Origin of the sequence: Sporosarcina sp. USHLN248, assembly GCF_037144575.1 — a bacterium.
Classification (GTDB): Bacteria; Bacillota; Bacilli; order Bacillales_A; family Planococcaceae; genus Sporosarcina; species Sporosarcina contaminans.
In genome coordinates this window covers 1-21497 of the sequence record NZ_JBBCZC010000041.1, presented here as the reverse complement: position 1 = coordinate 21497, position 21497 = coordinate 1, and the positions used below count along the sequence as shown (strand labels likewise).

Genomic DNA, 21497 nt, shown 5'->3' with positions numbered 1-21497 from the left:
TTATTCAAATTAACAATTAAATATTTTCATCCTTAATGAAGACGATGAAATGGCTATTCAGTTTCGTTTTTCGGCGTTTGTGTAACCTTTGACAATATGTAATACTATAAGCATACAATCTTTGTTAAGGAGAACAGTGATGATTAAAGTTGTTGGCACCGTTGAATTTCTTACACCTAAGTCAAGTAGTCATTATAATATTAGAAAAAGGAAAGCTCGCATCCAGCCTGTGGAAACAGAACAATTGACCACTCGTGATGGAGCTCTAAGCTATAAAATATCTGCAAAATTTGAGATTTTATTAGAAAAAGATTACAACTGTAAGTCTGAAAATGATTACGTCGGAAAAGTTAAGCCATTCCTGGATTCACTCATCGTTTCATCATTAATTCTCAATACGCAAATATATTCAATTGGACAAGTGTATTTTCCGCTGCAACAGTAGAAATCTAAGGACTATATTTTGGACTATGAGACTTTCATTTTCATAAAATCGCTACCTTGCTTTATTTAATTCTCCGTTTGTGTATTGAAGTTAGTATAGATGTATAGATAAGTTAGTTTTTTAATGGATCTCGTTGGCTGCATAGGAAATACTTCTTTCGCCACTCTTGTACTGTTTCTGTAATTTTTAACTGGTTAAATTGTAGCAGTTGTTTAACATGTTGTTTTGCACATCTAATGTTAGAAATCAGAGCTGTCCAGAAAGACAATGAAAATTGACTGTCTGTAAAGGCCCCTTTTTAAAATACAAATTACATTTACTCGTTGCTTCAGTTTCCAGGTGGTCGCTTTCCGCGTGTACGGGTAAGCCTACTTATACACGTCAACTTTAGTTTTTGTTCGCTTGCTATAACAAACAACTCTTACTATAATTTATTAGAAGCTTTTCGACCAGCTCTATGTAGGATAAAACCTACTTGACACATTATTCTTCCTTTCATAGCATGCTGAATCAAAGTTTGGTAAACACAATTACTTGTGATTTTTCTCATTTCCATGCTTAAAATTACCTGTGGCCTTAGCCATTAGTAATTGGGCTTCTTTGAAATCTGCTAATTGGATCTTACTCAAAAACTTTTCACTCGCTTTTCCTGCAAGCGTTGTGACGAGCTTTCCTTTATAATAGATAAATACTTTTTTATCTTTCGTCAATTTATAGGTAAAGATTTCCTCGTCAAATCGATTTCGCTTATCAATACGATTCATTGATTCACCTCCCTTATTTTGGTGTTAGAGTGTCTCTTTTGAAGTCCCTGCAATTGCAAATTTCAAGTAAACGTATTTTGATCGGGAACCAATAACCTTTTTTCATGAATTCTTGTAAGGCAATAAATCATATTATATGGATTTTCTTGAGGATCGATGTCCTTACAGTCAATCCCGCAACAGCATAACCGATCTCGTCTGTACACCCTTCCTTGACGATTGGATAACTTAAACTCCCAATCAGTATCCGCAAACCAATTATGATGAAATTCAGAGACATTCTTGTATCCTCTTAGTAAGCGACCATTTGAATGATTGCACTAATATCTTCACGATCGGAAATAGTTTGTAGAAAAGATTGAATGTCTTTACTTTCAATGGAATCTATGTGTTTAATCGCTGCATAGTGAATACCTGCTACCCTCATAAATAGTCTCCTATGACACAAACTTCTTACTATGAATACTCCACTATCGTCTGTTTCACTAGTTACAATAACATTTTACAAGTTATATTCTACACTATAACCAAAAATGCCTAATCAAACTATAACAAAAGGGTATTTTGTGGAGTTCAGCAATTGTAAAAACTTCTAAATGTATAAATATAAAAAGTTATGGGAGGGATTTATTTGATCAAGGGAGTATTGTGGTTAATCGGTGCTGTAATCGGCGTAGGTGTAATTGCAGTTGTTGCAACTATATCTATTGGATGGCTTCTTTTCGGGGGCTTGAAGGCTTGAATCGAATATCGTACAGGATAGCTTATACGAACCATGCGATGAAATTATTACGATGGATGGTCAACCGATCAAAGAAATGGATTGGTCAACAGTCGAACCGATCGACTTTAAACAATTAAAAGAGAATCCAAATAAATATAAATCTGAAAGCACTCCACTGGAACAATCATACAGATCTTGGAAGATAGAGATTACACAGATATTCGCTTGGCGATTGATGATGAGACGACAATATTATCTTTGTAAAATACTTTGATCTTACCGAATTTGTGGTTGGCGACACTGTCTCAGTATATGGTACCATCTATGGCAACTATAGCTATCCATCTACAGACAATCAAAATATATCATTGCCCGCCGTAATTGCGTATGAAATTGAATAGCAGAAAAGATTAAAGCTACCTTCTCGTTAAGAGTTGGTGGTTTTTTTTAGTATGATTAGAAATTTTGCCAAGTAATTATGTTAGATTTAAAGTTGCTTGGCATCAGTTCGTTATCCTTCTACCCAACCTAACGCTGTAAAGATGAAGGTAATCCAAATAAGAGCATTACAAAATGTGGAGCAATTGGATAGTTAATTTATATTTTAAACATTTTTTATTGAAATGAAAGGATTTTAAAAGCCTCACAAACACATGGCTACAACGTTTGCAAGGCTTTTATAGTTTTTTTAAAATCCTTAATATTACCCTCATAACGTCCCAGGCAGGAATCGAACCTGCGACCCACAGCTTAGGAGGCTGTTGCTCTATCCCCTGAGCTACTGAGACAATAAATAAAGTACTTTTCCATTATAATGAACCTCCGCTTGAAGAGCAATACCTTTGTTTCATTGAACAAGTATAATCTTCCATATCGAACACATAGTAAAGTGAACACATTTTATATAATGGGTATAGGGAAAGAAATACGGTTTTGGAGGAGATATTAATGGAAAACAGTTCTTCAACTGAAAGATTCCAGCCTGTCACATCGGTTGGGAGCGGTATCGGGATCGAAGTGACTCCTGATCTTTATTGTTACACGATTCAAATCGTGAATGTTATTTTTTATGGTATAGCAGGTGAAGGCAATGACTGGGTTTTGATTGATGCTGGAATGCCTACATCTGGAGGAAAAATCAAGGAAGAAGCAGAAAAAAGATTCGGTAAAAACAATCCACCGAAAGCCATCATATTGACCCATGGACATTTTGATCATATAGGCGGCATTATTGAACTTTTAGAAGTATGGGATGTACCTGTCTATGCTCATGAATTGGAATTGCCATACTTAACAGGAAAGAAGAATTATCCAGAGCCAGATACGACTGTAGAAGGTGGTATGGTTTCCAAAATGTCATTCGCGTTTCCACATGAGAGTATTGACATTTCTGAATACATTCAGCCGCTGCCTATCGATCACACCGTACCATTCATGCCGAATTGGAAATGGATTCATACACCTGGACATTCTGAAGGCCATGTTTCCCTATTCCGCAACGAGGACCACGCACTCATCGCAGGGGATGCTTTTGTGACCGTAAAGCAAGAAAGCCTATACAAAGTATTTACGCAAGAAAAGGAAATTAGCGGCCCACCTCGTTATTTAACCCCTGACTGGGAAGCTTCTGAGTCCTCTGTCAACATATTAGAAGCGATGGATCCAGCTGTCGCGATAACCGGACATGGCGTTCCTGTATCCGGAGAATGGTTGAAAGAAAATTTAACGGAACTAAAAAATAATTTCAAGTCGATAGCAGTTCCAGATTACGGTAAGTTCGTTAAGGACGATCAATGCTAGGAACAGGAGGGCTCTTCAATGGATGAAGTGGAAAAAAGGATTACGAAGCGCAATGAAATCCGGAAAGTGAATAAAAGGTACGAAGAAACAGCACATGAGTTTTACGAGCTTTCTCATTATAAAAAAGCGATGATATTAGCGTATCAAAAATCGCAGGAAATCCATCAGCAAAATGAAGAGAAACAGTAATAAAAAGGGATATTCAGGTTTAACCATAGCCTGAACATCCCTTTTTGTTTTATTCAGTTCCGTATAACCTCTTTCGACTATCTGACTGTATTCCTGACAGTCGCTTCCTTAATGTATTTTTCCAATTTACGGATAAGTATTCACATTCCGCAAGTGCAGCTGCTTGTTGAAGATCATCCTTGCGTTTATGCATCAGTTCATTGCATTCCGCAATCGTCCAATGTGCCGCAGGACGATCCAAAACAATTAATTGTTGTCCTTTCTCTATTGTCCCTTCTTGTAACACTCGGAAATACCACCCCGTCCTCCCCGAGTCCTGAATCATTAACGATAGATCTTTCTTTTGAAAGCGGCGAGCTGGTTTCCAACAAGGCTGTCTAGGCTGAGAGACTTGTATAATGGCTTCTCCAATTTTAAACGTATCCCCTATTGCCACACAATCTTCTGTCATATTAACAGTTGAAAAATTCTCGCCCATACCACCTGGGCCCATCTCTTTCATTTGAAAGAACTGATAATGTTCATGGGGATAACAAAATATCGCTTTTTCTGGACCTCCATGATTTTTCAAGTCCGCTTGACCGTCGCCATCCAAATTATTTTTTCCGACAAAAATTGGACGATCCCACTCTTCTTTGAAAATACCGCTCTTCCATTCTTTCCGCTTCTGGTTTACTTCATCAATCTCTACAATTGTTTTCGGTTTACCGATAAATATCTTTTGAATAAAAAATTCCAATATAGTCCCCATCCATTTCAAAATCCGGATTGCACTATTCACAATCCGGATTGTACATTTTAAATAAGCATTACACTAAATACAACAATTAAAGTTATTGTCATTATAATGATCACGGGAATAAGAACTGTTAACAATCCCTTCCACGCTGAAAAACGATGAGCCTCCGCTACAGCAAAAACATTTGCGATAAACGCCCAAACTCCAATCGCTACATTTAATAGTAAGGAAAGAAATAACCATGCATACTGCAAAGAAGAAAAATAAAATTGATCTGTAAATACATCTTTCCCTAAAATAATCAAATCAGGAATCCATACAAGCCCACCCCACACTAAAATAATGCTTGAAATTCCAAAGGCCATTCGGAGTTCTGCATAGGTTCCTTTCCCGCCAAACATTCGTCCGACTAAATAATTCAGCCCGGATCCAATGAGCCAACCAATTAATCCGATAATTGGCCCACCGATGATGGACATAACAATTATGGCAACTACAGGTAAACTTTCACCTAAGCTTTTGGCTGATGATTGATCCAACAACTGAATGATTCCTGCAATCGAAACTAATATCATCGCCAACCCCAAGTTTTTATGCTCGATTGCGTAGCGAACCGTTTTTCTTGGTTGATACCAAATCGACAGCCATATATTCATTTTTTCAGGCTCCCGCTCAACTTGTTCCGTTATTTCCTGCATTTCACTTTCATCCTCTCATTATGTACATAGGAAATTTATTTCCTATGTAACATACGGGATGCGAGGCAGATAGTTTCCCATAGTTCTATTTTTAACTCAAACGGATGAAGGATATTCCATAAAATACCATTGCTATCAAAGTGATTAGGGATAAAGATCCATAGTCTTTAATTCCTATTTAGCTCTTTTCCCATTCCTTTCAAAAAATCCATTCCGTATTTCACCGCTTGATTTACTTCTGGATCATTAAGTGCAGTCATTACTTGGAGAATGCTAACACGGTCATCATTGCCACGATACAATTCTGCTTCCTCAATCCCATTTTTCATTGCTTTAGTTAATTTTTCTGTCGCAGCTGGATCGATCGATGATAAAGTTGCCACCGCATTCAACAAATGGTTCATCAAATTTGTCACTGGCTCTCGAGATGCTTGTGTGACAGCAATTTTCGCAAGCTTTTCTCTCGCTTTTATCATAGCCGTCACTGCATCTAAAACGCCTGCATCATTTAGCTCGGAAGCAATCTCGATCATTTTTTGCAATGAATCTTGCTGTTCCGCAATTAATGATTGTAATTCTTCAATTTTCTTTTGCTGTAGTTCAGTTTCCGATAATTTTTTTCGATGAATAGACGTAATTGGCGAAGCCATCAGATCACCCTTTCTCCACTGTATCAGTCAGGCTTACATAGTCTTCCCTTGCCCATTTCCGTTCTACTTCAACGCCATTTTGCGGATAGCGCTTTTTATTGCGTGGGTTGGAAGCTGGCAATGGGTTTTCCCCATCCTTCCGAAGTACTTCCATGCGCACTTTTGTTTGCTTGAAAGCAGGTGTATTTGTACGCTGATCAACCGCTGTTCCAGTAAGAAAATTAATAGCTGATTCCTTCTTTACTGAATTCATCGGTAAAAATAATTCATTGCCTTTTACTCGATCGGTCACTAATACTGGAAGTCGCAATGCGCCATGAGGAGAGACGAGACGCACAATCGACCCGCTAATTACTCCGCGTTCTTTCGCAAGCTCTGGTGATACTTCGACAAAAATTTCGGGAACTTTCTTTTGTATGCCGTCTGATTTATTTGTTAGGTTTCCTTCATGAAAATGCTCTAACAATCGGCCATTGTTAATATGCAAATCGTATTCCTCGGGATACGCTACTGGCTCAACCCAGTCAGATAAAGCAAATCTCGCTTTGCCATCCGGGAAGTTGAATCCATTTTCATAGAGCAATGGTGTACTTTTACCTGTCAAACTTCCCCAGAAGAAGCTACCGTAGCCTTCCAATTGCTTATAATCAGCTTTGCTAAACAATGGAGAAAGGCTTGCCATTTCCGCAAAAATTTCACTTGGGTGTGCATAATTCCAATCAGCTCCCAATCGTCGAGCGATTTCCTGAATAATCCACCAATCTGCTTTTGCTTCACCTAATTCGGGAAGTGCCTGAAAGAGCCTTTGCACTCTCCGCTCTGTATTCGTAAACGTTCCCTCTTTCTCCAATGAAGGAACAGCAGGCAAAATGACGTCCGCATAGCGAGCTGTCCTTGAAAAAAAGATGTCTTGAACGACCAAAAAATCTAACTTGCTTAACAGATCGTGAACGTGATTCGAATTAGAATCGACTAACGCCATATCTTCCCCGACGATATACATTCCTTTCATCGTTCCTTCATCAACCGCTTGCAACATTTGAATATTATCCATACCAGGCTTACCGTCAATTGTCACACCGTATGCCCGCTCAAATTTTCCCCTTGCTGCATCATCCGTCACATGCTGATAGCCCGGCAGCCAACCAGGCAGCGTACCCATATCGCATGCCCCTTGGACATTATTATGGCCGCGTAGAGGATATGCTCCTGCACCTGGTCTCCGATAATTTCCTGTTGCTAATAATAAGTTGGAAATAGCGGCTGAAGTGTCCGATCCACCCGTATTTTGAGTGACGCCCATCCCCCAAAGAATGCATGTTCCATCAGCGTCTCGAATCATTTCAGCAACATTAATAAGCTGTTCTTTCGGGATGCCTGTTATATGTTCTGCAAAACTAAGTGTATACGTTTTCAATACTTCTTTGAATTCTTCAAAATGAAGAACGTTTTCGCGAATAAACGATTCATCATGCCAACCGGAATCAATTAAATATTTTGTAACCGCCATTAACCAAACTTGGTCGGTACCTTGCTTCGGACTAATAAAAATATCTGCTCGCTCTGCCATCTCATGCTTTCTCAAATCTGCAACGACTAATTTTTGACCATGTAGCTTATGAGCTCGCTTTACTCGAGTCGCAAGAACAGGGTGACCTTCTGCAGGATTCGCGCCGACAATTATTACGAGGCCAGCTTGTGCAATATCTTTAATCGTTCCCGCATCTCCGCCCATGCCGACCGTCCTAAACAATCCATCCGTCGCTGGCGATTGGCAGTAGCGGGAACAATTATCGACATTGTTCGTTTCAAACACTTGCCTAGACAATTTCTGCATTAAATAATTTTCTTCATTTGTAATCTTTGATGAAGAAATAAAACCAACACTATCTTTACCATGCTTCTTATGCAGCTTGCCTAAATTATTTGCTACAAGGTCCAACGCTTCTTCCCATGTCGCCTCTTCAAAAGCATCCCCTTTCCGAATGAGTGGCGTTGTCAATCGTTGATCGCTATTTACAAAATCCCAGCCGAATTTCCCTTTTACACAAGTCGATATTGCATTGACAGGAGCCTCTGATACAGGCTGGATTTTAAGAATTTTCCGATCTTTTGTCCATACTTCAAAAGAACATCCTACACCGCAAAATGTGCAGACGGTTTTCGTTTTCTTCGTTCTTGTATCTCGCATTGCCGCCTCTGCATCCGAAATTGCCATTATGCCGCTATAGCCTGGTTCTACTTCCTTAACCAAATCGATCATGGGTGACAAAATTTCATCTTTCATATTCGTCATGAAACCCGCTTCGCCTAACATCGATTTTTCCATAAGCGCATTACAAGGACATACGGTTACACAATGACCGCAACTTACACAAGACGAGTCATTGATTTTCGCACCACCATCCCATAAAACAATTGGCCGATCCCTTTCCCAATCAATGCTTAACGTTTCATTTACTTGCAAGTTTTGACAAACCTCAACACATTGGCCGCAAGCGATGCATTGATTTGGGTCATAGCGGTAAAATGGATTCGTCAAATCAACAGCATCTTTTGAACACTTCGGCTCATAAGGATATTTCTGCTCTTCAATCCCCATCATGTCAACTGTGTTATGTATTTTACAGTTCCCGTTATTATTATCACACACTGTACAATAGAGCAGATGATTTTCCAAAATCCGATCCATCGCTTCCGTTTGCGCTTCCTTAGCACGGAAAGATGCCGTATGAACTTGCATGCCATTTTCCGCTTTCGTCGAGCAGGCACGCATCAGTTTCCCATTCACTTCTACAATGCATGTGTCACACGTCTCAATCGGATCGACTTCCGGCAAATAACAAATTTGAGGATGTTCAATCTGTTGATCATTCATCACTTGCAAAATCGTCATCCCTTCAATGAAAGGATAAGTTGCGCCATTAATACGGATGGTCATGCAATCCCTCCCCTTCTATTCAAAAAACACAATAAAAAACTGCCATTCGGCAAGTAGAATTGCATTTTGAAGTCGTCCGGCTACATGTTTTTCTACATTGCCATCATTGTATTATTTACAATTTGATAGGATTGATAAAAATCTGTTCATCTATTACATCCTTATTCGTAGTATAGTAGATACATACTGATTACTCAATGTTTTTATGAAATATTGAAAATGATGAAAGAGGGCGAATCGATGAATGTACCCTATTCATAACCGAACGATTTATAAATATAAGCATGGGAAAATGGTTGAACAAATAGATGTCGTAGCAGATGAGCACCCCATTACAATCCGTATTAACGGCAAGGAATTTATGACGATTGTATGCACTCCGGAGCACATTGAAGAAATGGTCATCGGCTTTTTAGCTTCGGAAGGTGTCATCCCTAAATATGAGTCGATCAAAGAAATTTCACTGCAAGAGGACTTAGGAGTTATTCATATTTCAACAGATCAATATTTCCCGTACTATGAAAAAATGTTGAACAAAAGATATATTGCTTCATGCTGCGGCATGAGCAGGCAAGGATTCGTTTTTGCTCATGATGCGTTAACTGCAAAAACGATGACAGAGATCAATGTCAAACTAAATCCAGACCAATGCTTTTCGCTTATGAAGCAATTGGATGAGTCCGCAAAAATGTTTCAAGAAACTGGTGGAGTCCATAATGCAGCTCTCTGTACCCCTGAACAAATTATTTTGTCTCGAACGGATATCGGAAGACATAATGCGCTCGATAAAATTTACGGACATTGCTTAAAGCATTCAATTGCTGTTTCCGATAAAATCATTGTGTTTAGCGGAAGAATTTCATCGGAAATCTTGTTAAAGGTTTCAAAAATTGGCTGCGAAATCGTACTGTCCAAATCAGCCCCTACTGAATTAGCGCTAAAATTAGCGGAACAGTTAGGCATTACGACTGTAGGATTTATACGAGGGAATTCATTTAATGTATATACACATCCCCATCGTCTTACTACTTAACACTAAAATTCGAACGAAGAAACATCCGTAATACAGGGCATAATAAAACCGCCTTACACATCTAAATAGATGTCAAAAGGCGGTTTTCATTATTGTATTGAATTTTTCATTTCTGCAAATTCTTTATCGGAACAGAGGACAAAATGACCTGGTGTCACTTCCCGGAATGATAATTTTTCGTCAGCTGCGTAATTATGGTCTGCTGGATTATACGGTTTCCGTACACGAGATCTTTCATATCTCGGGTCCGGAAGAGGGATTGCCGATAAAAGAGATTTTGTATACGGGTGTAGCGGGTTCTTATATAAATCCTCCGCGGGCGCCAATTCAACAAGCTTCCCAAAATACATAACGCCGATCCGATCAGAAATATATTTTACCATCGACAAGTCATGTGCGATGAATAAATATGTTAGCCCTTTTTCTTTTTGCAGTTCTTTCAATAAATTGACAACTTGCGCTTGAATGGATACATCCAACGCTGAAATCGGCTCATCTGCAATGATAAATTCAGGATTGACCGCTAACGCTCGTGCAATACCAATACGTTGGCGCTGACCACCGGAGAATTCATGCGGATACCGATCTGCATGCTCTGGGTTTAAACCAACTGTTTCAAGGAGATCAACAACTTTTTCCTTGCGCTCTTGCTGTGTTTTGGCAAGACCGTGTATATCTAACCCTTCCGCAATAATATCTAACACTTTCATACGAGGGTTCAATGATGCATATGGATCTTGGAAAATCATTTGCATCCGCTGATTCAGAGATTTCATTTCTTGAGAAGACTTTTTACCGTGGACACTAACGCCATCATATAAAACTTCGCCGTCTGTCGCATCATACAGGCGGATGATCGTACGTCCTGTAGTCGATTTCCCACAACCGGATTCACCAACTAAACCAAATGTTTCCCCTCGATAAATGTCAAAACTAATATCATCGATCGCTCGAACTTCTGAAGGCTTTCCTTCATTGAAGTATTGCTTCAAATTTTTAACTTCTAATAATTTTTCAGCCATCACGCCTCACCCCCGGTCGCTTTTTCATAATATTTGCTTCCTGGAAATGTTTTCATCCGTTCAATGATCGCTAATGGCGGCTCTACTTGCGGTGCGTTCGGATGAAGAAGCCAAGTGGCTGCATAATGTGTATCGCTCACTTTGAACATTGGTGGTGATTCTTCTAAATCAATTTGAAGTGCATACTCACTACGCAATGCGAATGCATCCCCTTTTGGAGGATTCAATAGATCTGGAGGAGTACCAGGGATTGCATATAGCTTCTCTTCTTCCAAATCCATAGAAGGCATTGAGCTTAATAGTCCCCAAGTATATGGATGCTGAGGATTGTAGAAAATTTCATCTACTGTTCCTACCTCTACAATTTTACCGCCATACATAACTGCAACACGATCGGCAACATTCGCCACTACTCCCAAATCATGCGTGATAAAAATAATGGACGTATCTACTTTATTTTGAATATCCTTCATCAATTCAAGAATTTGAGCTTGAATTGTAACGTCCAAAGCGGTCGTCGGCTCATCGGCAATTAGGATTTTCGGATTACATGCAAGTGCAATTGCAATAACGATACGTTGACGCTGACCGCCGGAAAATTGGTGAGGATACATTTTAAATCGTTTTTCCGGGTTCGGGATGCCAACCATTCGCAATAAATCAATAGCAACTTCCTTTGCCTTCGCTTTACTTACTTTTTGGTGTTTTAAAATCGGCTCAATAATTTGCTTACCAATTGTCATCGTTGGATTCAACGAAGTCATCGGATCTTGGAAAATCATCGAAATGTCTTTCCCACGAATTTTTTGCATTTCACGATCCGTTAATTTTGTTAAATCTTTTCCATTAAATAAAATCTGTCCGTTCTTAAATTCTGAGCTTGATTCAGGAAGGAGGCGCATAATCGCTTTTGTCGTAACCGATTTTCCGGATCCGGATTCACCAACGATAGCGAGCGTCTCCCCTCTAATTAAATCAAAATTCACACCTCGGATTGCTTTCACTTCACCGGCAAATGTATGGAAGGAAAGCTCTAAGTCATTCACTTGCAATATTTTTTCCATGTCGCTTTCCCCCTATCAATCTTTCATCTTTGGATCAAACGCGTCGCGCAGTCCGTCACCGATTAAGTTGAATGCAATCATCAAAATACTAATTACTAAAGCTGGGAACATTAAGAAATACGGTTGGTGTTCCATAACTTTATAACCATCATTAATCAACGTACCTAATGAAGCAGCAGGTGGTTGAAGACCTAATCCGATGAAGCTTAAGAATGCTTCAAAGAATATCGCGCTCGGAATCGTGAACATCGTATTAATGATGATAATTCCCATAATATTCGGCAATAAATGCTTACCGATAATCCTCTTGTCACTTGCACCTAACGTACGCGAAGCTAATACGAATTCCTGACCTCTATATTTCAGTATTTGAGCACGCACGATACGTGACATGCCGATCCAACCGGTCAAGGAAATCGCGATGATGATGGCGGTTAACCCCGGTTCCATAATTAAAAGCATCAAGATGACAATAATCAGTGTTGGAATTCCAATTAAAATTTCGACAATACGTTGCATAACATCGTCTACACGTCCACCAAAATATCCTGATATGCCTCCATATAGGACTCCGATAACCACATCAATCGCCGCAGCTACAAATGCAATTAATAAGGAAATTTGCGTTCCTTCCCAAAGACGGGTAAACAGGTCGCGACCAAGTCCGTCAGTACCGAACCAGTAATATTCATCTACTTTTTTCACTTCATATAAGTTGACTGTTTCTCCACCTAATTTACCTGTTCCATCAAATATCCCTAACTTTTCAAGCCCAGGGATTTTTGGAGGCAAGTTCGCGTGACGCAAAATTTGCTCATCACCGTCATGACCATTTAAATGTGGACCTACCAAAGCCATAATAATCATAAGGACCAATACAACCATACTGATTATAGCCGCTTTGTTTTTTCGAAGTCTGAGCCAAGCATCTTGCCAAAAGCTTAAACTCGGCTTGGAAATACGTTCGGCATTGCTACTATCGACTGTAATGCGCTCGAATTTTTCCGGCGGCAATTGTTGAAGTTCTTCTTTTCGCATTAGCCTTTACCTCCAGACAAACGAATTCGCGGATCAATAATTCCGTATAATAGGTCTACAATGAAGATGATCAGAATCAACAATGCAGAAAAGAATAGTGTCGTACCCATAATCGTAGCAAAGTCACTCGTCATAATAGAGGATACGAACTGCTCTCCAATTCCCGGAATTGCAAAGATCTGTTCTACAACAAGGGAACCAGTAACAATACCGGCTGCTTGCGGCCCTAATACTGTAATAAGAGGAATTAGCGCATTACGAAAAGCATGTTTGAATGCTATTTCAAAACCGCTTGCACCTTTTGCCTTTGCCAGCGTTATATAATCAGAACTTAATACTTCAATCATTTCTGTACGGATAAAACGGGCAGATAAAGCAAGTGGTCCCATTGCTAAGGCTAACGAAGGAAGTATACTTGATTTCCATCCATCATCCCAAAGACCTACAGGCAATAAGTGCCATTGAGAAGCGACCCAATATTGCAATAATGACGCAAACACAAAGGACGGTATCGAAACACCTAATATTGCTATAAATGTACTTCCATAATCCCATATTGTATTTTGCCTTAAGGCGGCGAGCATACCTAACAGAATTCCTACAATCGTTCCAAACACCATCGCCTGTGCACCTAATATGAAAGAAGGTTTCACCCTTGATGCTAATAGGTCATTCACGCTCTTCCCTTTGAAAACAAAGGAAGTTCCCAAATCCCCTTTTGCTAAGTTTTTCATATAAATGGCGTATTGAACTGGTTTCGGTTTGTCAATGCCATATTTCTTTTCGACGATCGCTCGTTGAGTTTCGTTCAGTTTATTATAAGAAGCGATCGGTGAACCTGGCAGCGTCTGCATTAAGAAAAACGTTGCAGTCGCAATTAAGAACATCGTTAGGAACATATAGGCGAGCCGTTTTCCAATATACTTAACCACATTGCACCTCCAAAATACGATCGTTTGATTTATGTTAAATTGATAATTATCAATTTCTTTTCAAAATGTAAACACTTACAAACTTTCGCTTAATTCCCTTTTACTAAAAAGAGAGTATATGGGCTTTGTATATCCATATACTCTCTATCTATTTAACTAATAGGTAACTTACTCTTTACCTGAGATGTATGCCCATTTATAGCTGTAGTCAGCTCCGAATGGGTGAACAGCAAGACCTTTGAAATAAGGCTTGTGAAGCTGGATCAACCCGCGTTGGTAGATAGGTGCGATTGCAGCATCTTCTTCCAATAGGATTTTTTCAGCTTTTGCGAATGCTTCGTAACGAGCTGCAGGATCTAAAGCAAGCTCATTTTTAGTTGATTCGATCAAGGCATCATATTCAGGGTTTGAATATGACATTAAGTTGTTCGTTCCGTCAGTCACGAAAAGATCCATGAATGAAATAGGGTCTTGGAAGTCAGGGCCCCAACCGGAAACTTGGATGTCGTAGTCTTGATTTCCATCAAGCTCTAAACGTACAGCGAATGGAACTTCTTTCAACTTGATTGTCAAACCTTCAAGATTTCCTTCAAGTTGTGATTTGAAATATTCGTCCATTTTTTTAGATAATTCAGTGTCCCCGCCAAGGATTTCAAGCTCCAATTCAGTTACACCTAACTCTTCTAAACCTTTTTGCCAGTATTCTTTCGCTTCTTCAGCGTCGTATACTAAGTGCTCCCCGCTAATTTCACGGAAGTCAGTTCCGTTTTCATCGTATGCGAAATCTTTTGGTACAAGGAAGTTCGCAGGCTCGGAACCGTTTGCAAGAACTACTTCAGCTAAGTCATTTTTTTCGAAAGCCTTTGCAATTGCCTTACGGATGTTAACGTTTGCAAGTGGAGTTTTTTCTCCATTTCTTTCTTGGTTAAACTTGAAATAGAAAACAGATGTTTCAGGCTGATGTACTGCTTCTTCATGTGAAGCATATTGAAGAGCCAAGTCGCCTGATACTCCGGCACGGTCTTTCTTGCCGTCATTGTAAAGTTTTACAGCTGTTGCAGAGTCTTTAACAACGTCTACGTTGATTGTGTCAAGTTTAACGTTTTCTGCATCCCAATAATGTTCGTTTTTCTTGTAAACCCAGCTATCGCCTGTGCCGTCCCACTCAGTTAGGATGAATGGCCCGTTATATAACAGGTTATCCGAGTTTGTAGCGTACGCATCGCCTTTTTCAGTTACGAATTCTTCCTTTTGTGGATAGAATGTTCCGAAAGACATAAGCGATAAGAAGTATGGAACAGGACGTTCCAGTGTTACGACTAATGTTTTGTCGTCTTCAGCAACAACGCCTAATTCCGACTTGTCCATTTTCTCTTCACTGATCGCAGTTGCATTTTTGATAACTCCAGACATCATGAACGGACCATATGGTGAACCAGTAGCTGGATCAATTGCACGTTGCCATGCAAATACGAAATCATGTGCTGTAACTTCTGATCCATCAGACCATTTTGCGTCACGTAGTTTGAAAGTGTAAGTTAAACCATCTTCACTTACTTCCGCTTCTTCTGCCGCCATTGCCGGTTCAGCAACGTTGTCAAGATTTAGGCGGTACAAACCTTCATTTACGTTGTTAAGTACGTTGAAACCAACTGCATCTTCCACGATTGCGGAGTCAACTGAAGGAATCGCTGCACTTTCGATCAAGTTAAGTACTTGTTCTGCATCCGGTTCGCCGGATTCTTCTTCTTTACTTTGTTCAGTTGCTTGGTCGTCACCTTTATCAGCAGGTTTTTCCGTGCCTTCTTCTTTCTCTTTGTTTCCACAAGCGGCAAGGAATACGCTGAGCACTAATGACATTGCCAAAAGCAACAGCAAATTTCTTTTCTTCAAATCATAGACCTCCTTTTGAATTGTCTGAAGAATTATCACTTTTTATTATACATTCAAAACATATGAAGTCAAACTATTTTTTTAGTTTTTTTCGTTAATCACATAATAATAAAAGTTTTCAAGGTATCGTAAAAACAGTCAGTTTCACATAAGAACATTGATTAATCAATAGATGATTGCGCTAACTAATAAATTCAACTATTATTGTCATTACATAATTCATCTGTTAAAAACTAAAAGGCAAGGAGGGGAAAATTATGAAAAAACTGATCTATAACATTATTATAAATCAATTATTAATTGTTGCACTTATTTTTCTTATCACAAAAAATCTCACTCTATTAGAATATATTAATTACTCATTTTACTTCGGAGTATTCTATTTATTCATTGGCGGGGCCATTTTAATAGTGCGTTCTGGATTTTTCGATTTTTTCACGAACAGTATGAAAAAGGTTCTTTCAGCAGACAATGTCAAAAAAGAGATCGTTAATATGCGACCTCCTTCTGAAGCAGTTTCTGTGAAGCCTAATTTTTTCTTCATATCAGGTTTACCAATTATGTTCTTTATGATTGTAGCTCTTCTTTTTTATTCCATTTAATGCAGAGTATTTATGTTTTGACTAAAGTAAGGCAATATGGAAGGATATAAAATGGAGACTGATTGCCGGTTTATAGGACGGCTAATAGTGGTACAAAATAGATAAATGAAAATGCAAGCAGATTGGAGTGGACGAAATGGAAATCCTTCTATATGTGAGTGCCGCTATCGCAGCAATTTCCATTGCGCTTATTGCCATTTATTTTGTTATGACGATGAAGAGCGCGAAAGTAGCGATGAACGAAATCTCAACTACAGTTAAACGGATGGAATCCAAACTATCAAACATCACTGATCAATCGGAGCAGTTGATGGACAAGACAAATCGGATTGCGGACAATGTAGAAAACAAAATCAATTCATTGGAAGGTATTTCACAATCGGCAAATAATATTCATGCATCCGCTCACCATTTACATAAATCGTTTGAAGGAATTGCCAACAACATTGCAAAACCTGATCCAAAAACAAAGGATTTAATGGAGAAGTTGAATGCACTAACCGAAACCGCAACAAGCATTTATTTCAAATTTAAGAGAGAAAAACAGAAGCATGATATTGTTGCTGAAACACAAGCTCAGCTCCCACCACCTTCAAAAATCAAAAAGTAAAGAGGTGAACGAATATGGATTGGCTTGGGATTGGAGTCATAATTATTGGCATCGCATTTGCCATTTTAGTAGGAGTATTAATAAAACCGATCAATAAACTTGCTGGTGTATTGGAAGGCATAAAAAAAACGACCGATGAATTACCAAATACACTAACGGAAATAACAAAACAAACGACAGAAATTATGCAAACGAGTAATTCAACATTAAAAAATGTAAATGAGCAAGTTCATGAGTTAACTCCCTTCTTCCATGTCATCGGCGATACAGGCGAAGCAACCCGGAAGATAACAAAGTCCGCACTTGAAAAAGCTAATTTATTGCAAACGGCTTCAACAGAAGCATCCGATTTTACAAAACGTGAAAAATATGAAGGACTGTTCGGTATCCTTTCTTTCCTATACTTCATCAATGAACGAAGGAATGATTTGAAGGCCAAAACGAAGAAATAAAACAAGACGATCTGCGATTATTATAGAGTCGTTGATCGTCTTTTTTTAAAAACAAAGTAAATTGTATAGATGCACTTAAAACCATTGATCGACCAAAAAATGCCTGCAAAATGAATAATTACATTTTGCAGGCATTTTATCATTCCTTATCTTTTATCAAATACTTGCCTTCTCTTGCAGACTGTTTTGCTTCGGCCTTCATTCGTTCAATATCAAAAGCACGCTGCTTCCCGGTTGCATATAATTTTGCAGGACGTACAATTTTCCCGCTTTCCTTAAGCTCTTTCCTTTTATTAGCTGCATAATATCCTAAAGCGACCGTTCCATAAATGCCGCCCAATCGTTTCGATTTTGTTTCGGGATCTACGGCTACTGTTTTATTTTTTAAAGTAGATGATAAATCATTGATGGAAGAGGCAATCTTTCGAGTTGACTCTCCTACATCCCCCGCAATATGAAAGAAAGGTGTTAGTGTACTAATTTTTTCATTCACATCAGAGAGTGTTTCGTTCGAATTCTTTATTAAATTCTCTGTCTCAAGTAACACATCATCAATCTGATCAGGCAATTTTTCAATTGTTTCGCTGACCCCTTTTAAAATGCCAGCAGTATTGTTTAACACTTTTGCAATATAAATGGATAAAATAATAAATGCGATTCCGATTAGCAATACGCCGATTCCAGTTAAACTCATAGCCTCATCCCTCTTTTCCTACAGTTCTTCCGCGCTTCCATGATTGATAGAGACTTATCGCAAATTCTGAAGCTTGAATAATTCGAATAAAAGGCCTCGTTCCAGCCAATCGACTATCTTCATTATAGTCGGAAGTCATTTTCACAATAGCACCGGATGCTTTTTGTGCAGCTTGGCCAAGTTCTTCAGTTGTTTGGAAAACACTATTTAATGCATCTAACTTTAGCTCAACATCTTTTGCCGTTCCATTAGATTCAATAAGCATTTGCTCTAACTCATATAATGTGTGGTCAAATTTACTCTCCATCCGGTCAGTCGTTTTGCCAATCAATTCAATATTTTGCGCCATATTTTTTAGCAACTTTGATAAATAGATCGCAAAAATGGCAAATGCAATGGCCATTAAGAAAACACCAATATGTACAAACATATGCGCAACACTCCTTCCTATCCACTATACCACGCATTGACCATTTTCAACCAATCTTGACAATTGAAATCTATAAAAGGAAGAACCCTATTCCAATAATTAAATAAGCGGCTAATAACGTAAGCCCTTCAAACCAATTCGATTCACCATCGTTGCATAAATTGATGACTAAGAAAGTAGCTGTCACCATCGCAACCAACTCAGGTATCGTAAAAACAAGCGGCATCGATTGCGGCATAAACAATGAAGCCAAGACTAAAATGGGCGCGACAAACATCGCGACTTGCAATGTCGATCCTACCGAAATCTCAACAGCGACATCCATCCGATTTTTCATCGCCATCGTAATTGCTGAAAAATGCTCCGCAGCATTGCCGACGATCGCAACAACGATCACCCCGATAAACAGCTCCGACCAACCAAATTGATCACCCAACGTTTCGAATGTGTGAACCAATCGTTCTGAAACAAACGCTACTGCAACAGTCGATAGTAGCAAAATGACAATCGCTTTCCCTCTCGACCATTCAGCTTGTTCCTTTTCTTCCGATTCTTTTTCCTGATCATTTGATGAAAAAACACCTCGGTGCGTCACCAACTTAAAAAACAACCCAGCTAAATAGAGCGCTATTAATAAAATGGAAACCCCGATACTAAGTGTAATCGTCTGCTTTTCATCCATGGACATTGAAAATATTTCCGGGATGACAAAAGCAACAATAACCGCAAAGATGAGTAAGCCTGAATTATACCTTGCATCATGAATGCTAAAGTTTTGTCTTTTATATTTAATGCCGCCCAAGAAAAATGAAAAACCTAAAACTAATAGTAAGTTCCCTAAAACAGAACCTGTTAAGGATGCCAAAACTATGCCAATCAAGCCCGCTTTCAATGTGAAAAAGGAAATGATCAGCTCAACTGCATTCCCAAACGTCGCATTTAATAATCCGCTAACTCTTGGTCCGCTGACGATTGCAATACTTTCAGTCGCCCTTCCGATAAAACTGGAAAGTGCAATAATTGCCACAGCACATAATAAAAACATTGGAATGTCTGACCAGTTAAAAATCGTCCCGATTAAAATTAAGGGCAGACCAATCACCAACATCAATAGAAAAATCCGATTCATCGTTTCACCGCTTTCCAACTTCGCTTACTATGATCCTTTCCCTTATTGTGAAATTGAAAACAGCTTGCGGAAAATGTTTTCGTATGAAAGTTTGCTCTCTATTGCTTTATCGGTTCAAAATATTTAGTGATCTGTGGAAATCCAATGCTTATTTTTTAATTACTTAAAAGGTCATATGAAATCAACTTCATTTGGAAATCATTTTCATTGAAATGACAACCGGAGTCATGTATTATAATGACATAAGCTGCATTGTACGTATTCACATTAAGTTTTAACCTTTAAGCTGTAAAAGGGAGTTTTATATAGGAACTGGAATGGTATGCCCGATTCACATCAATCGGGACGGACAGGAACGTTTCTGCGAACACCCACTTTGAGGAGTGGTGGTTTAAAACTTTCTATGATTACAATACGGCAAAGGCGGCTTTTCTAAAGCTTATAATACCAACGTTTATATATGATCACCTTCCTTTTTGGGAGGGTGATTTTTTTTGTGCAAAAATACTGTCGTTGTAAAGCTGTTGTAAAATTTCTTGGAAAATCTTTATGAATCACTCTTTATACAATTAGTGATGAATCCAGAAATATAAGAGAGCTAAGGAAGTTATCCGAGCACTTGAATTCTCCTCACCCTATAACTTACAGCTTTTCTTGAGTATGTAGCAAGCGTCCTCATCCACAATGGACAGGCGATTTTTCAGATATTCAAGTACATCCAAAGTGTCTTTTCGATAAAAATAACTTTATATGCAAAACCAATTTTGTTCAATGTAAGTTAATCATCTTATCGAATTTGCGATTTGAACAAGGGTTTCTTTTGAATTTGAACCAAAACTATTTTTATCAAGTATTAAAATATATTCAAACGAATCTAACTCGAACATTAATGCATCTGCATTATCTCTATCAAGATAAAGTGCTTTCTCTCCATTCTTCAATGATACAGTTTCTTGTGGAGACTTAACGTTAGGTCTATCATATTTTTCTGTAACTCTGATAGAATAATGAGTATGCCCTGTATTTTCATTAAGGTATTTGAGCGTTAGTTGAGATATTCCATCCTTTCTGAAAGAACCAAAAGAATGAGTATAAGCTGTCGCAGGAAGCCGTACAGGCAAATTTATATCTCTTCCAAAGTGTTTTTCAGCTTCTTTTATAGCTTTATTTACTTCTGTAAACTCTCCACCTTTCAAATAAAGGTCTTCTAAACTTTCCTGAGCATAAGAATTCTCCAAATAAACGAAAAGAAATGTGCTTAAAATAAGTACTGCTCGCTTCATTTTATTCTCCCTCCTCTATTTATAAGTATGGTTTGCAATTGTGATGGAGTTATTACAAAAATGTAGTTGTCCAATTGACTTAAAGCGCTTGCGTAGATCCATGGACAATGCTGGCAAAGGTGCAGAAGGCGTAGCCCGTCAACAGGAATAGTTCAATAATTCTCTTGGAGACGGGCTTTCTATTGTCAAAATTTCGCTACCGGGCTATTAGCAGCTATAGGGCTTATAAGCTTTTTAATGCATCGAAAAATGTGTTTGGATTGTCAACACTAAACTGCACAAAAGTTTTAAGGTCTGCCTGCGTTTGCAGTTGCGACTTGACAGCGAGCCTCTACGGGCATGACTTCCGAGCCAGGACGCCAGCT

The 21497-nt window shown here is 38.7% G+C and carries 23 protein-coding genes, 1 tRNA gene and 1 other RNA gene; 8 read left to right on the top strand and 17 right to left on the bottom strand.

The features are described from left to right. Nucleotides 1-139 precede the first annotated feature (139 nt). Nucleotides 140-445, top strand: coding sequence for a hypothetical protein (locus WFH04_RS14860; RefSeq protein ID WP_336824839.1), 306 nt, complete (start codon nucleotides 140-142; stop codon nucleotides 443-445). A gap of 530 nt (nucleotides 446-975) precedes the next feature. Here WFH04_RS14860 and WFH04_RS14855 read toward each other — a convergent pair. The 4 genes from WFH04_RS14855 to WFH04_RS14840 all read right to left on the bottom strand — a co-directional run bounded on the left by WFH04_RS14855 (nucleotide 976) and on the right by WFH04_RS14840 (nucleotide 2721). Continuing rightward, complete coding sequence (locus tag WFH04_RS14855) at nucleotides 976-1209, bottom strand: hypothetical protein (protein WP_336824838.1); 234 nt, start codon at nucleotides 1207-1209, stop codon at nucleotides 976-978. 127 nt (nucleotides 1210-1336) lie between these two features. Then, nucleotides 1337-1489, bottom strand: coding sequence for a hypothetical protein (locus tag WFH04_RS14850; RefSeq protein ID WP_336824837.1), 153 nt, complete (start codon nucleotides 1487-1489; stop codon nucleotides 1337-1339). 12 nt (nucleotides 1490-1501) lie between these two features. After that, entirely contained in the window at nucleotides 1502-1636 is a 135-nt protein-coding gene (locus tag WFH04_RS14845; protein WP_336824836.1) for a hypothetical protein, read from the bottom strand. 1012 nt (nucleotides 1637-2648) lie between these two features. Then, a tRNA-Arg gene (locus WFH04_RS14840) sits at nucleotides 2649-2721 on the bottom strand. A 160-nt stretch (nucleotides 2722-2881) separates the two neighbouring features. Between WFH04_RS14840 and WFH04_RS14835 the strand changes: the two genes are divergently transcribed. Both WFH04_RS14835 and WFH04_RS14830 read left to right on the top strand, forming a co-directional pair. Then, a complete protein-coding gene (locus WFH04_RS14835) occupies nucleotides 2882-3733 on the top strand; it encodes an MBL fold metallo-hydrolase (RefSeq protein WP_336824835.1) in 852 nt (283 codons plus the stop codon). Between the two features lie 18 nt (nucleotides 3734-3751). Further along, the gene (locus tag WFH04_RS14830) at nucleotides 3752-3922 is read left to right on the top strand and encodes a hypothetical protein (RefSeq protein ID WP_336824834.1); all 171 of its coding nucleotides are present in this window, start codon (nucleotides 3752-3754) and stop codon (nucleotides 3920-3922) included. A 49-nt stretch (nucleotides 3923-3971) separates the two neighbouring features. Here WFH04_RS14830 and WFH04_RS14825 read toward each other — a convergent pair whose 3' ends face one another. The 4 genes from WFH04_RS14825 to fdhF form a co-directional block, all read right to left on the bottom strand. Next, complete coding sequence (locus WFH04_RS14825; RefSeq protein WP_336824833.1) at nucleotides 3972-4661, bottom strand: MOSC domain-containing protein; 690 nt, start codon at nucleotides 4659-4661, stop codon at nucleotides 3972-3974. 59 nt (nucleotides 4662-4720) lie between these two features. Beyond that, nucleotides 4721-5359, bottom strand: coding sequence for a Yip1 family protein (locus tag WFH04_RS14820; RefSeq protein ID WP_336824832.1), 639 nt, complete (start codon nucleotides 5357-5359; stop codon nucleotides 4721-4723). 167 nt (nucleotides 5360-5526) lie between these two features. Then, nucleotides 5527-6009, bottom strand: coding sequence for a helical membrane plugin domain-containing protein (locus tag WFH04_RS14815; protein ID WP_336824831.1), 483 nt, complete (start codon nucleotides 6007-6009; stop codon nucleotides 5527-5529). A gap of 4 nt (nucleotides 6010-6013) precedes the next feature. Next, on the bottom strand, nucleotides 6014-8950 hold the full coding sequence (fdhF, locus tag WFH04_RS14810) for a formate dehydrogenase subunit alpha (RefSeq protein ID WP_336824830.1): 2937 nt from the start codon (nucleotides 8948-8950) through the stop codon (nucleotides 6014-6016). 244 nt (nucleotides 8951-9194) lie between these two features. Between fdhF and fdhD the strand changes: the two genes are divergently transcribed. Next, nucleotides 9195-9983, top strand: coding sequence for a formate dehydrogenase accessory sulfurtransferase FdhD (fdhD, locus tag WFH04_RS14805; protein ID WP_336824829.1), 789 nt, complete (start codon nucleotides 9195-9197; stop codon nucleotides 9981-9983). A gap of 89 nt (nucleotides 9984-10072) precedes the next feature. Here fdhD and WFH04_RS14800 read toward each other — a convergent pair whose 3' ends face one another. From WFH04_RS14800 to WFH04_RS14780, 5 genes are all read right to left on the bottom strand, one after another. Continuing rightward, the gene (locus tag WFH04_RS14800) at nucleotides 10073-11005 is read right to left on the bottom strand and encodes an ABC transporter ATP-binding protein (RefSeq protein WP_336824828.1); all 933 of its coding nucleotides are present in this window, start codon (nucleotides 11003-11005) and stop codon (nucleotides 10073-10075) included. Then, nucleotides 11005-12069 carry an ABC transporter ATP-binding protein gene (locus WFH04_RS14795; RefSeq protein WP_336824827.1) on the bottom strand — a complete coding sequence of 355 codons (1065 nt, stop codon included), beginning with the start codon at nucleotides 12067-12069 and terminating at the stop codon, nucleotides 11005-11007. Before WFH04_RS14795 ends, WFH04_RS14800 begins: the two co-directional genes overlap by 1 nt. A 15-nt stretch (nucleotides 12070-12084) precedes the next feature. Then, nucleotides 12085-13107, bottom strand: coding sequence for an oligopeptide ABC transporter permease (opp3C, locus tag WFH04_RS14790; RefSeq protein WP_336824826.1), 1023 nt, complete (start codon nucleotides 13105-13107; stop codon nucleotides 12085-12087). Beyond that, the gene (gene opp3b / locus WFH04_RS14785) at nucleotides 13107-14039 is read right to left on the bottom strand and encodes an oligopeptide ABC transporter permease (protein WP_336824825.1); all 933 of its coding nucleotides are present in this window, start codon (nucleotides 14037-14039) and stop codon (nucleotides 13107-13109) included. Before opp3b ends, opp3C begins: the two co-directional genes overlap by 1 nt. Before the next feature lie 168 nt (nucleotides 14040-14207). Next, nucleotides 14208-15932, bottom strand: a complete 1725-nt coding sequence (locus tag WFH04_RS14780) for a peptide ABC transporter substrate-binding protein (protein WP_336824824.1) — start codon at nucleotides 15930-15932, stop codon at nucleotides 14208-14210. 257 nt (nucleotides 15933-16189) lie between these two features. Between WFH04_RS14780 and WFH04_RS14775 the strand changes: the two genes are divergently transcribed. The 3 genes from WFH04_RS14775 to WFH04_RS14765 all read left to right on the top strand — a co-directional run bounded on the left by WFH04_RS14775 (nucleotide 16190) and on the right by WFH04_RS14765 (nucleotide 17596). Further along, nucleotides 16190-16534: a DUF3899 domain-containing protein gene (locus WFH04_RS14775; RefSeq protein WP_336824823.1), complete on the top strand. Its 345-nt coding sequence runs from the start codon at nucleotides 16190-16192 to the stop codon at nucleotides 16532-16534. A 136-nt stretch (nucleotides 16535-16670) separates the two neighbouring features. Continuing rightward, on the top strand, nucleotides 16671-17144 hold the full coding sequence (locus WFH04_RS14770; protein ID WP_336824822.1) for a DUF948 domain-containing protein: 474 nt from the start codon (nucleotides 16671-16673) through the stop codon (nucleotides 17142-17144). 14 nt (nucleotides 17145-17158) lie between these two features. Further along, complete coding sequence (locus WFH04_RS14765) at nucleotides 17159-17596, top strand: DUF948 domain-containing protein (protein ID WP_336824821.1); 438 nt, start codon at nucleotides 17159-17161, stop codon at nucleotides 17594-17596. A gap of 139 nt (nucleotides 17597-17735) precedes the next feature. Here WFH04_RS14765 and WFH04_RS14760 read toward each other — a convergent pair whose 3' ends face one another. The 3 genes from WFH04_RS14760 to cax form a co-directional block, all read right to left on the bottom strand. Next, on the bottom strand, nucleotides 17736-18290 hold the full coding sequence (locus WFH04_RS14760; RefSeq protein WP_336824820.1) for a DUF948 domain-containing protein: 555 nt from the start codon (nucleotides 18288-18290) through the stop codon (nucleotides 17736-17738). Nucleotides 18291-18294: 4 nt separating this feature from the next. Beyond that, the gene (locus WFH04_RS14755) at nucleotides 18295-18720 is read right to left on the bottom strand and encodes a DUF948 domain-containing protein (protein ID WP_336824819.1); all 426 of its coding nucleotides are present in this window, start codon (nucleotides 18718-18720) and stop codon (nucleotides 18295-18297) included. A gap of 70 nt (nucleotides 18721-18790) precedes the next feature. Then, a complete protein-coding gene (gene cax / locus WFH04_RS14750; protein ID WP_336824818.1) occupies nucleotides 18791-19849 on the bottom strand; it encodes a calcium/proton exchanger in 1059 nt (352 codons plus the stop codon). Between the two features lie 241 nt (nucleotides 19850-20090). On the opposite strand from cax, the gene ssrS reads away from it, so the two are divergent. Continuing rightward, nucleotides 20091-20283, top strand: a non-coding RNA gene (gene ssrS, locus WFH04_RS14745) — 6S RNA. A gap of 348 nt (nucleotides 20284-20631) precedes the next feature. Here ssrS and WFH04_RS14740 read toward each other — a convergent pair. Then, on the bottom strand, nucleotides 20632-21132 hold the full coding sequence (locus WFH04_RS14740; protein ID WP_336824817.1) for a hypothetical protein: 501 nt from the start codon (nucleotides 21130-21132) through the stop codon (nucleotides 20632-20634). Between the last annotated feature and the right edge of the window lie 365 nt (nucleotides 21133-21497).

What these genes read in the sequence shown, in the direction of transcription:
- WFH04_RS14775 (WP_336824823.1), top strand. Translation starts at nt 16,190, where the DNA reads ATGAAAAAACTGATCTATAACATTATTATAAATCAATTATTAATTGTT.
- WFH04_RS14800 (WP_336824828.1), bottom strand. Translation starts at nt 11,005, where the DNA reads ATGGCTGAAAAATTATTAGAAGTTAAAAATTTGAAGCAATACTTCAAT.
- WFH04_RS14760 (WP_336824820.1), bottom strand. Translation starts at nt 18,290, where the DNA reads ATGAGTTTAACTGGAATCGGCGTATTGCTAATCGGAATCGCATTTATT.
- WFH04_RS14830 (WP_336824834.1), top strand. Translation starts at nt 3,752, where the DNA reads ATGGATGAAGTGGAAAAAAGGATTACGAAGCGCAATGAAATCCGGAAA.
- fdhF (WP_336824830.1), bottom strand. Translation starts at nt 8,950, where the DNA reads ATGACCATCCGTATTAATGGCGCAACTTATCCTTTCATTGAAGGGATG.
- WFH04_RS14740 (WP_336824817.1), bottom strand. Translation starts at nt 21,132, where the DNA reads ATGAAGCGAGCAGTACTTATTTTAAGCACATTTCTTTTCGTTTATTTG.
- WFH04_RS14770 (WP_336824822.1), top strand. Translation starts at nt 16,671, where the DNA reads ATGGAAATCCTTCTATATGTGAGTGCCGCTATCGCAGCAATTTCCATT.
- WFH04_RS14795 (WP_336824827.1), bottom strand. Translation starts at nt 12,069, where the DNA reads ATGGAAAAAATATTGCAAGTGAATGACTTAGAGCTTTCCTTCCATACA.
- WFH04_RS14835 (WP_336824835.1), top strand. Translation starts at nt 2,882, where the DNA reads ATGGAAAACAGTTCTTCAACTGAAAGATTCCAGCCTGTCACATCGGTT.
- opp3C (WP_336824826.1), bottom strand. Translation starts at nt 13,107, where the DNA reads ATGCGAAAAGAAGAACTTCAACAATTGCCGCCGGAAAAATTCGAGCGC.
- cax (WP_336824818.1), bottom strand. Translation starts at nt 19,849, where the DNA reads ATGAATCGGATTTTTCTATTGATGTTGGTGATTGGTCTGCCCTTAATT.
- WFH04_RS14850 (WP_336824837.1), bottom strand. Translation starts at nt 1,489, where the DNA reads ATGTCTCTGAATTTCATCATAATTGGTTTGCGGATACTGATTGGGAGT.
- WFH04_RS14845 (WP_336824836.1), bottom strand. Translation starts at nt 1,636, where the DNA reads ATGAGGGTAGCAGGTATTCACTATGCAGCGATTAAACACATAGATTCC.
- WFH04_RS14860 (WP_336824839.1), top strand. Translation starts at nt 140, where the DNA reads ATGATTAAAGTTGTTGGCACCGTTGAATTTCTTACACCTAAGTCAAGT.
- WFH04_RS14815 (WP_336824831.1), bottom strand. Translation starts at nt 6,009, where the DNA reads ATGGCTTCGCCAATTACGTCTATTCATCGAAAAAAATTATCGGAAACT.
- WFH04_RS14765 (WP_336824821.1), top strand. Translation starts at nt 17,159, where the DNA reads ATGGATTGGCTTGGGATTGGAGTCATAATTATTGGCATCGCATTTGCC.
- WFH04_RS14855 (WP_336824838.1), bottom strand. Translation starts at nt 1,209, where the DNA reads ATGAATCGTATTGATAAGCGAAATCGATTTGACGAGGAAATCTTTACC.
- fdhD (WP_336824829.1), top strand. Translation starts at nt 9,195, where the DNA reads ATGTACCCTATTCATAACCGAACGATTTATAAATATAAGCATGGGAAA.
- WFH04_RS14820 (WP_336824832.1), bottom strand. Translation starts at nt 5,359, where the DNA reads ATGCAGGAAATAACGGAACAAGTTGAGCGGGAGCCTGAAAAAATGAAT.
- WFH04_RS14755 (WP_336824819.1), bottom strand. Translation starts at nt 18,720, where the DNA reads ATGTTTGTACATATTGGTGTTTTCTTAATGGCCATTGCATTTGCCATT.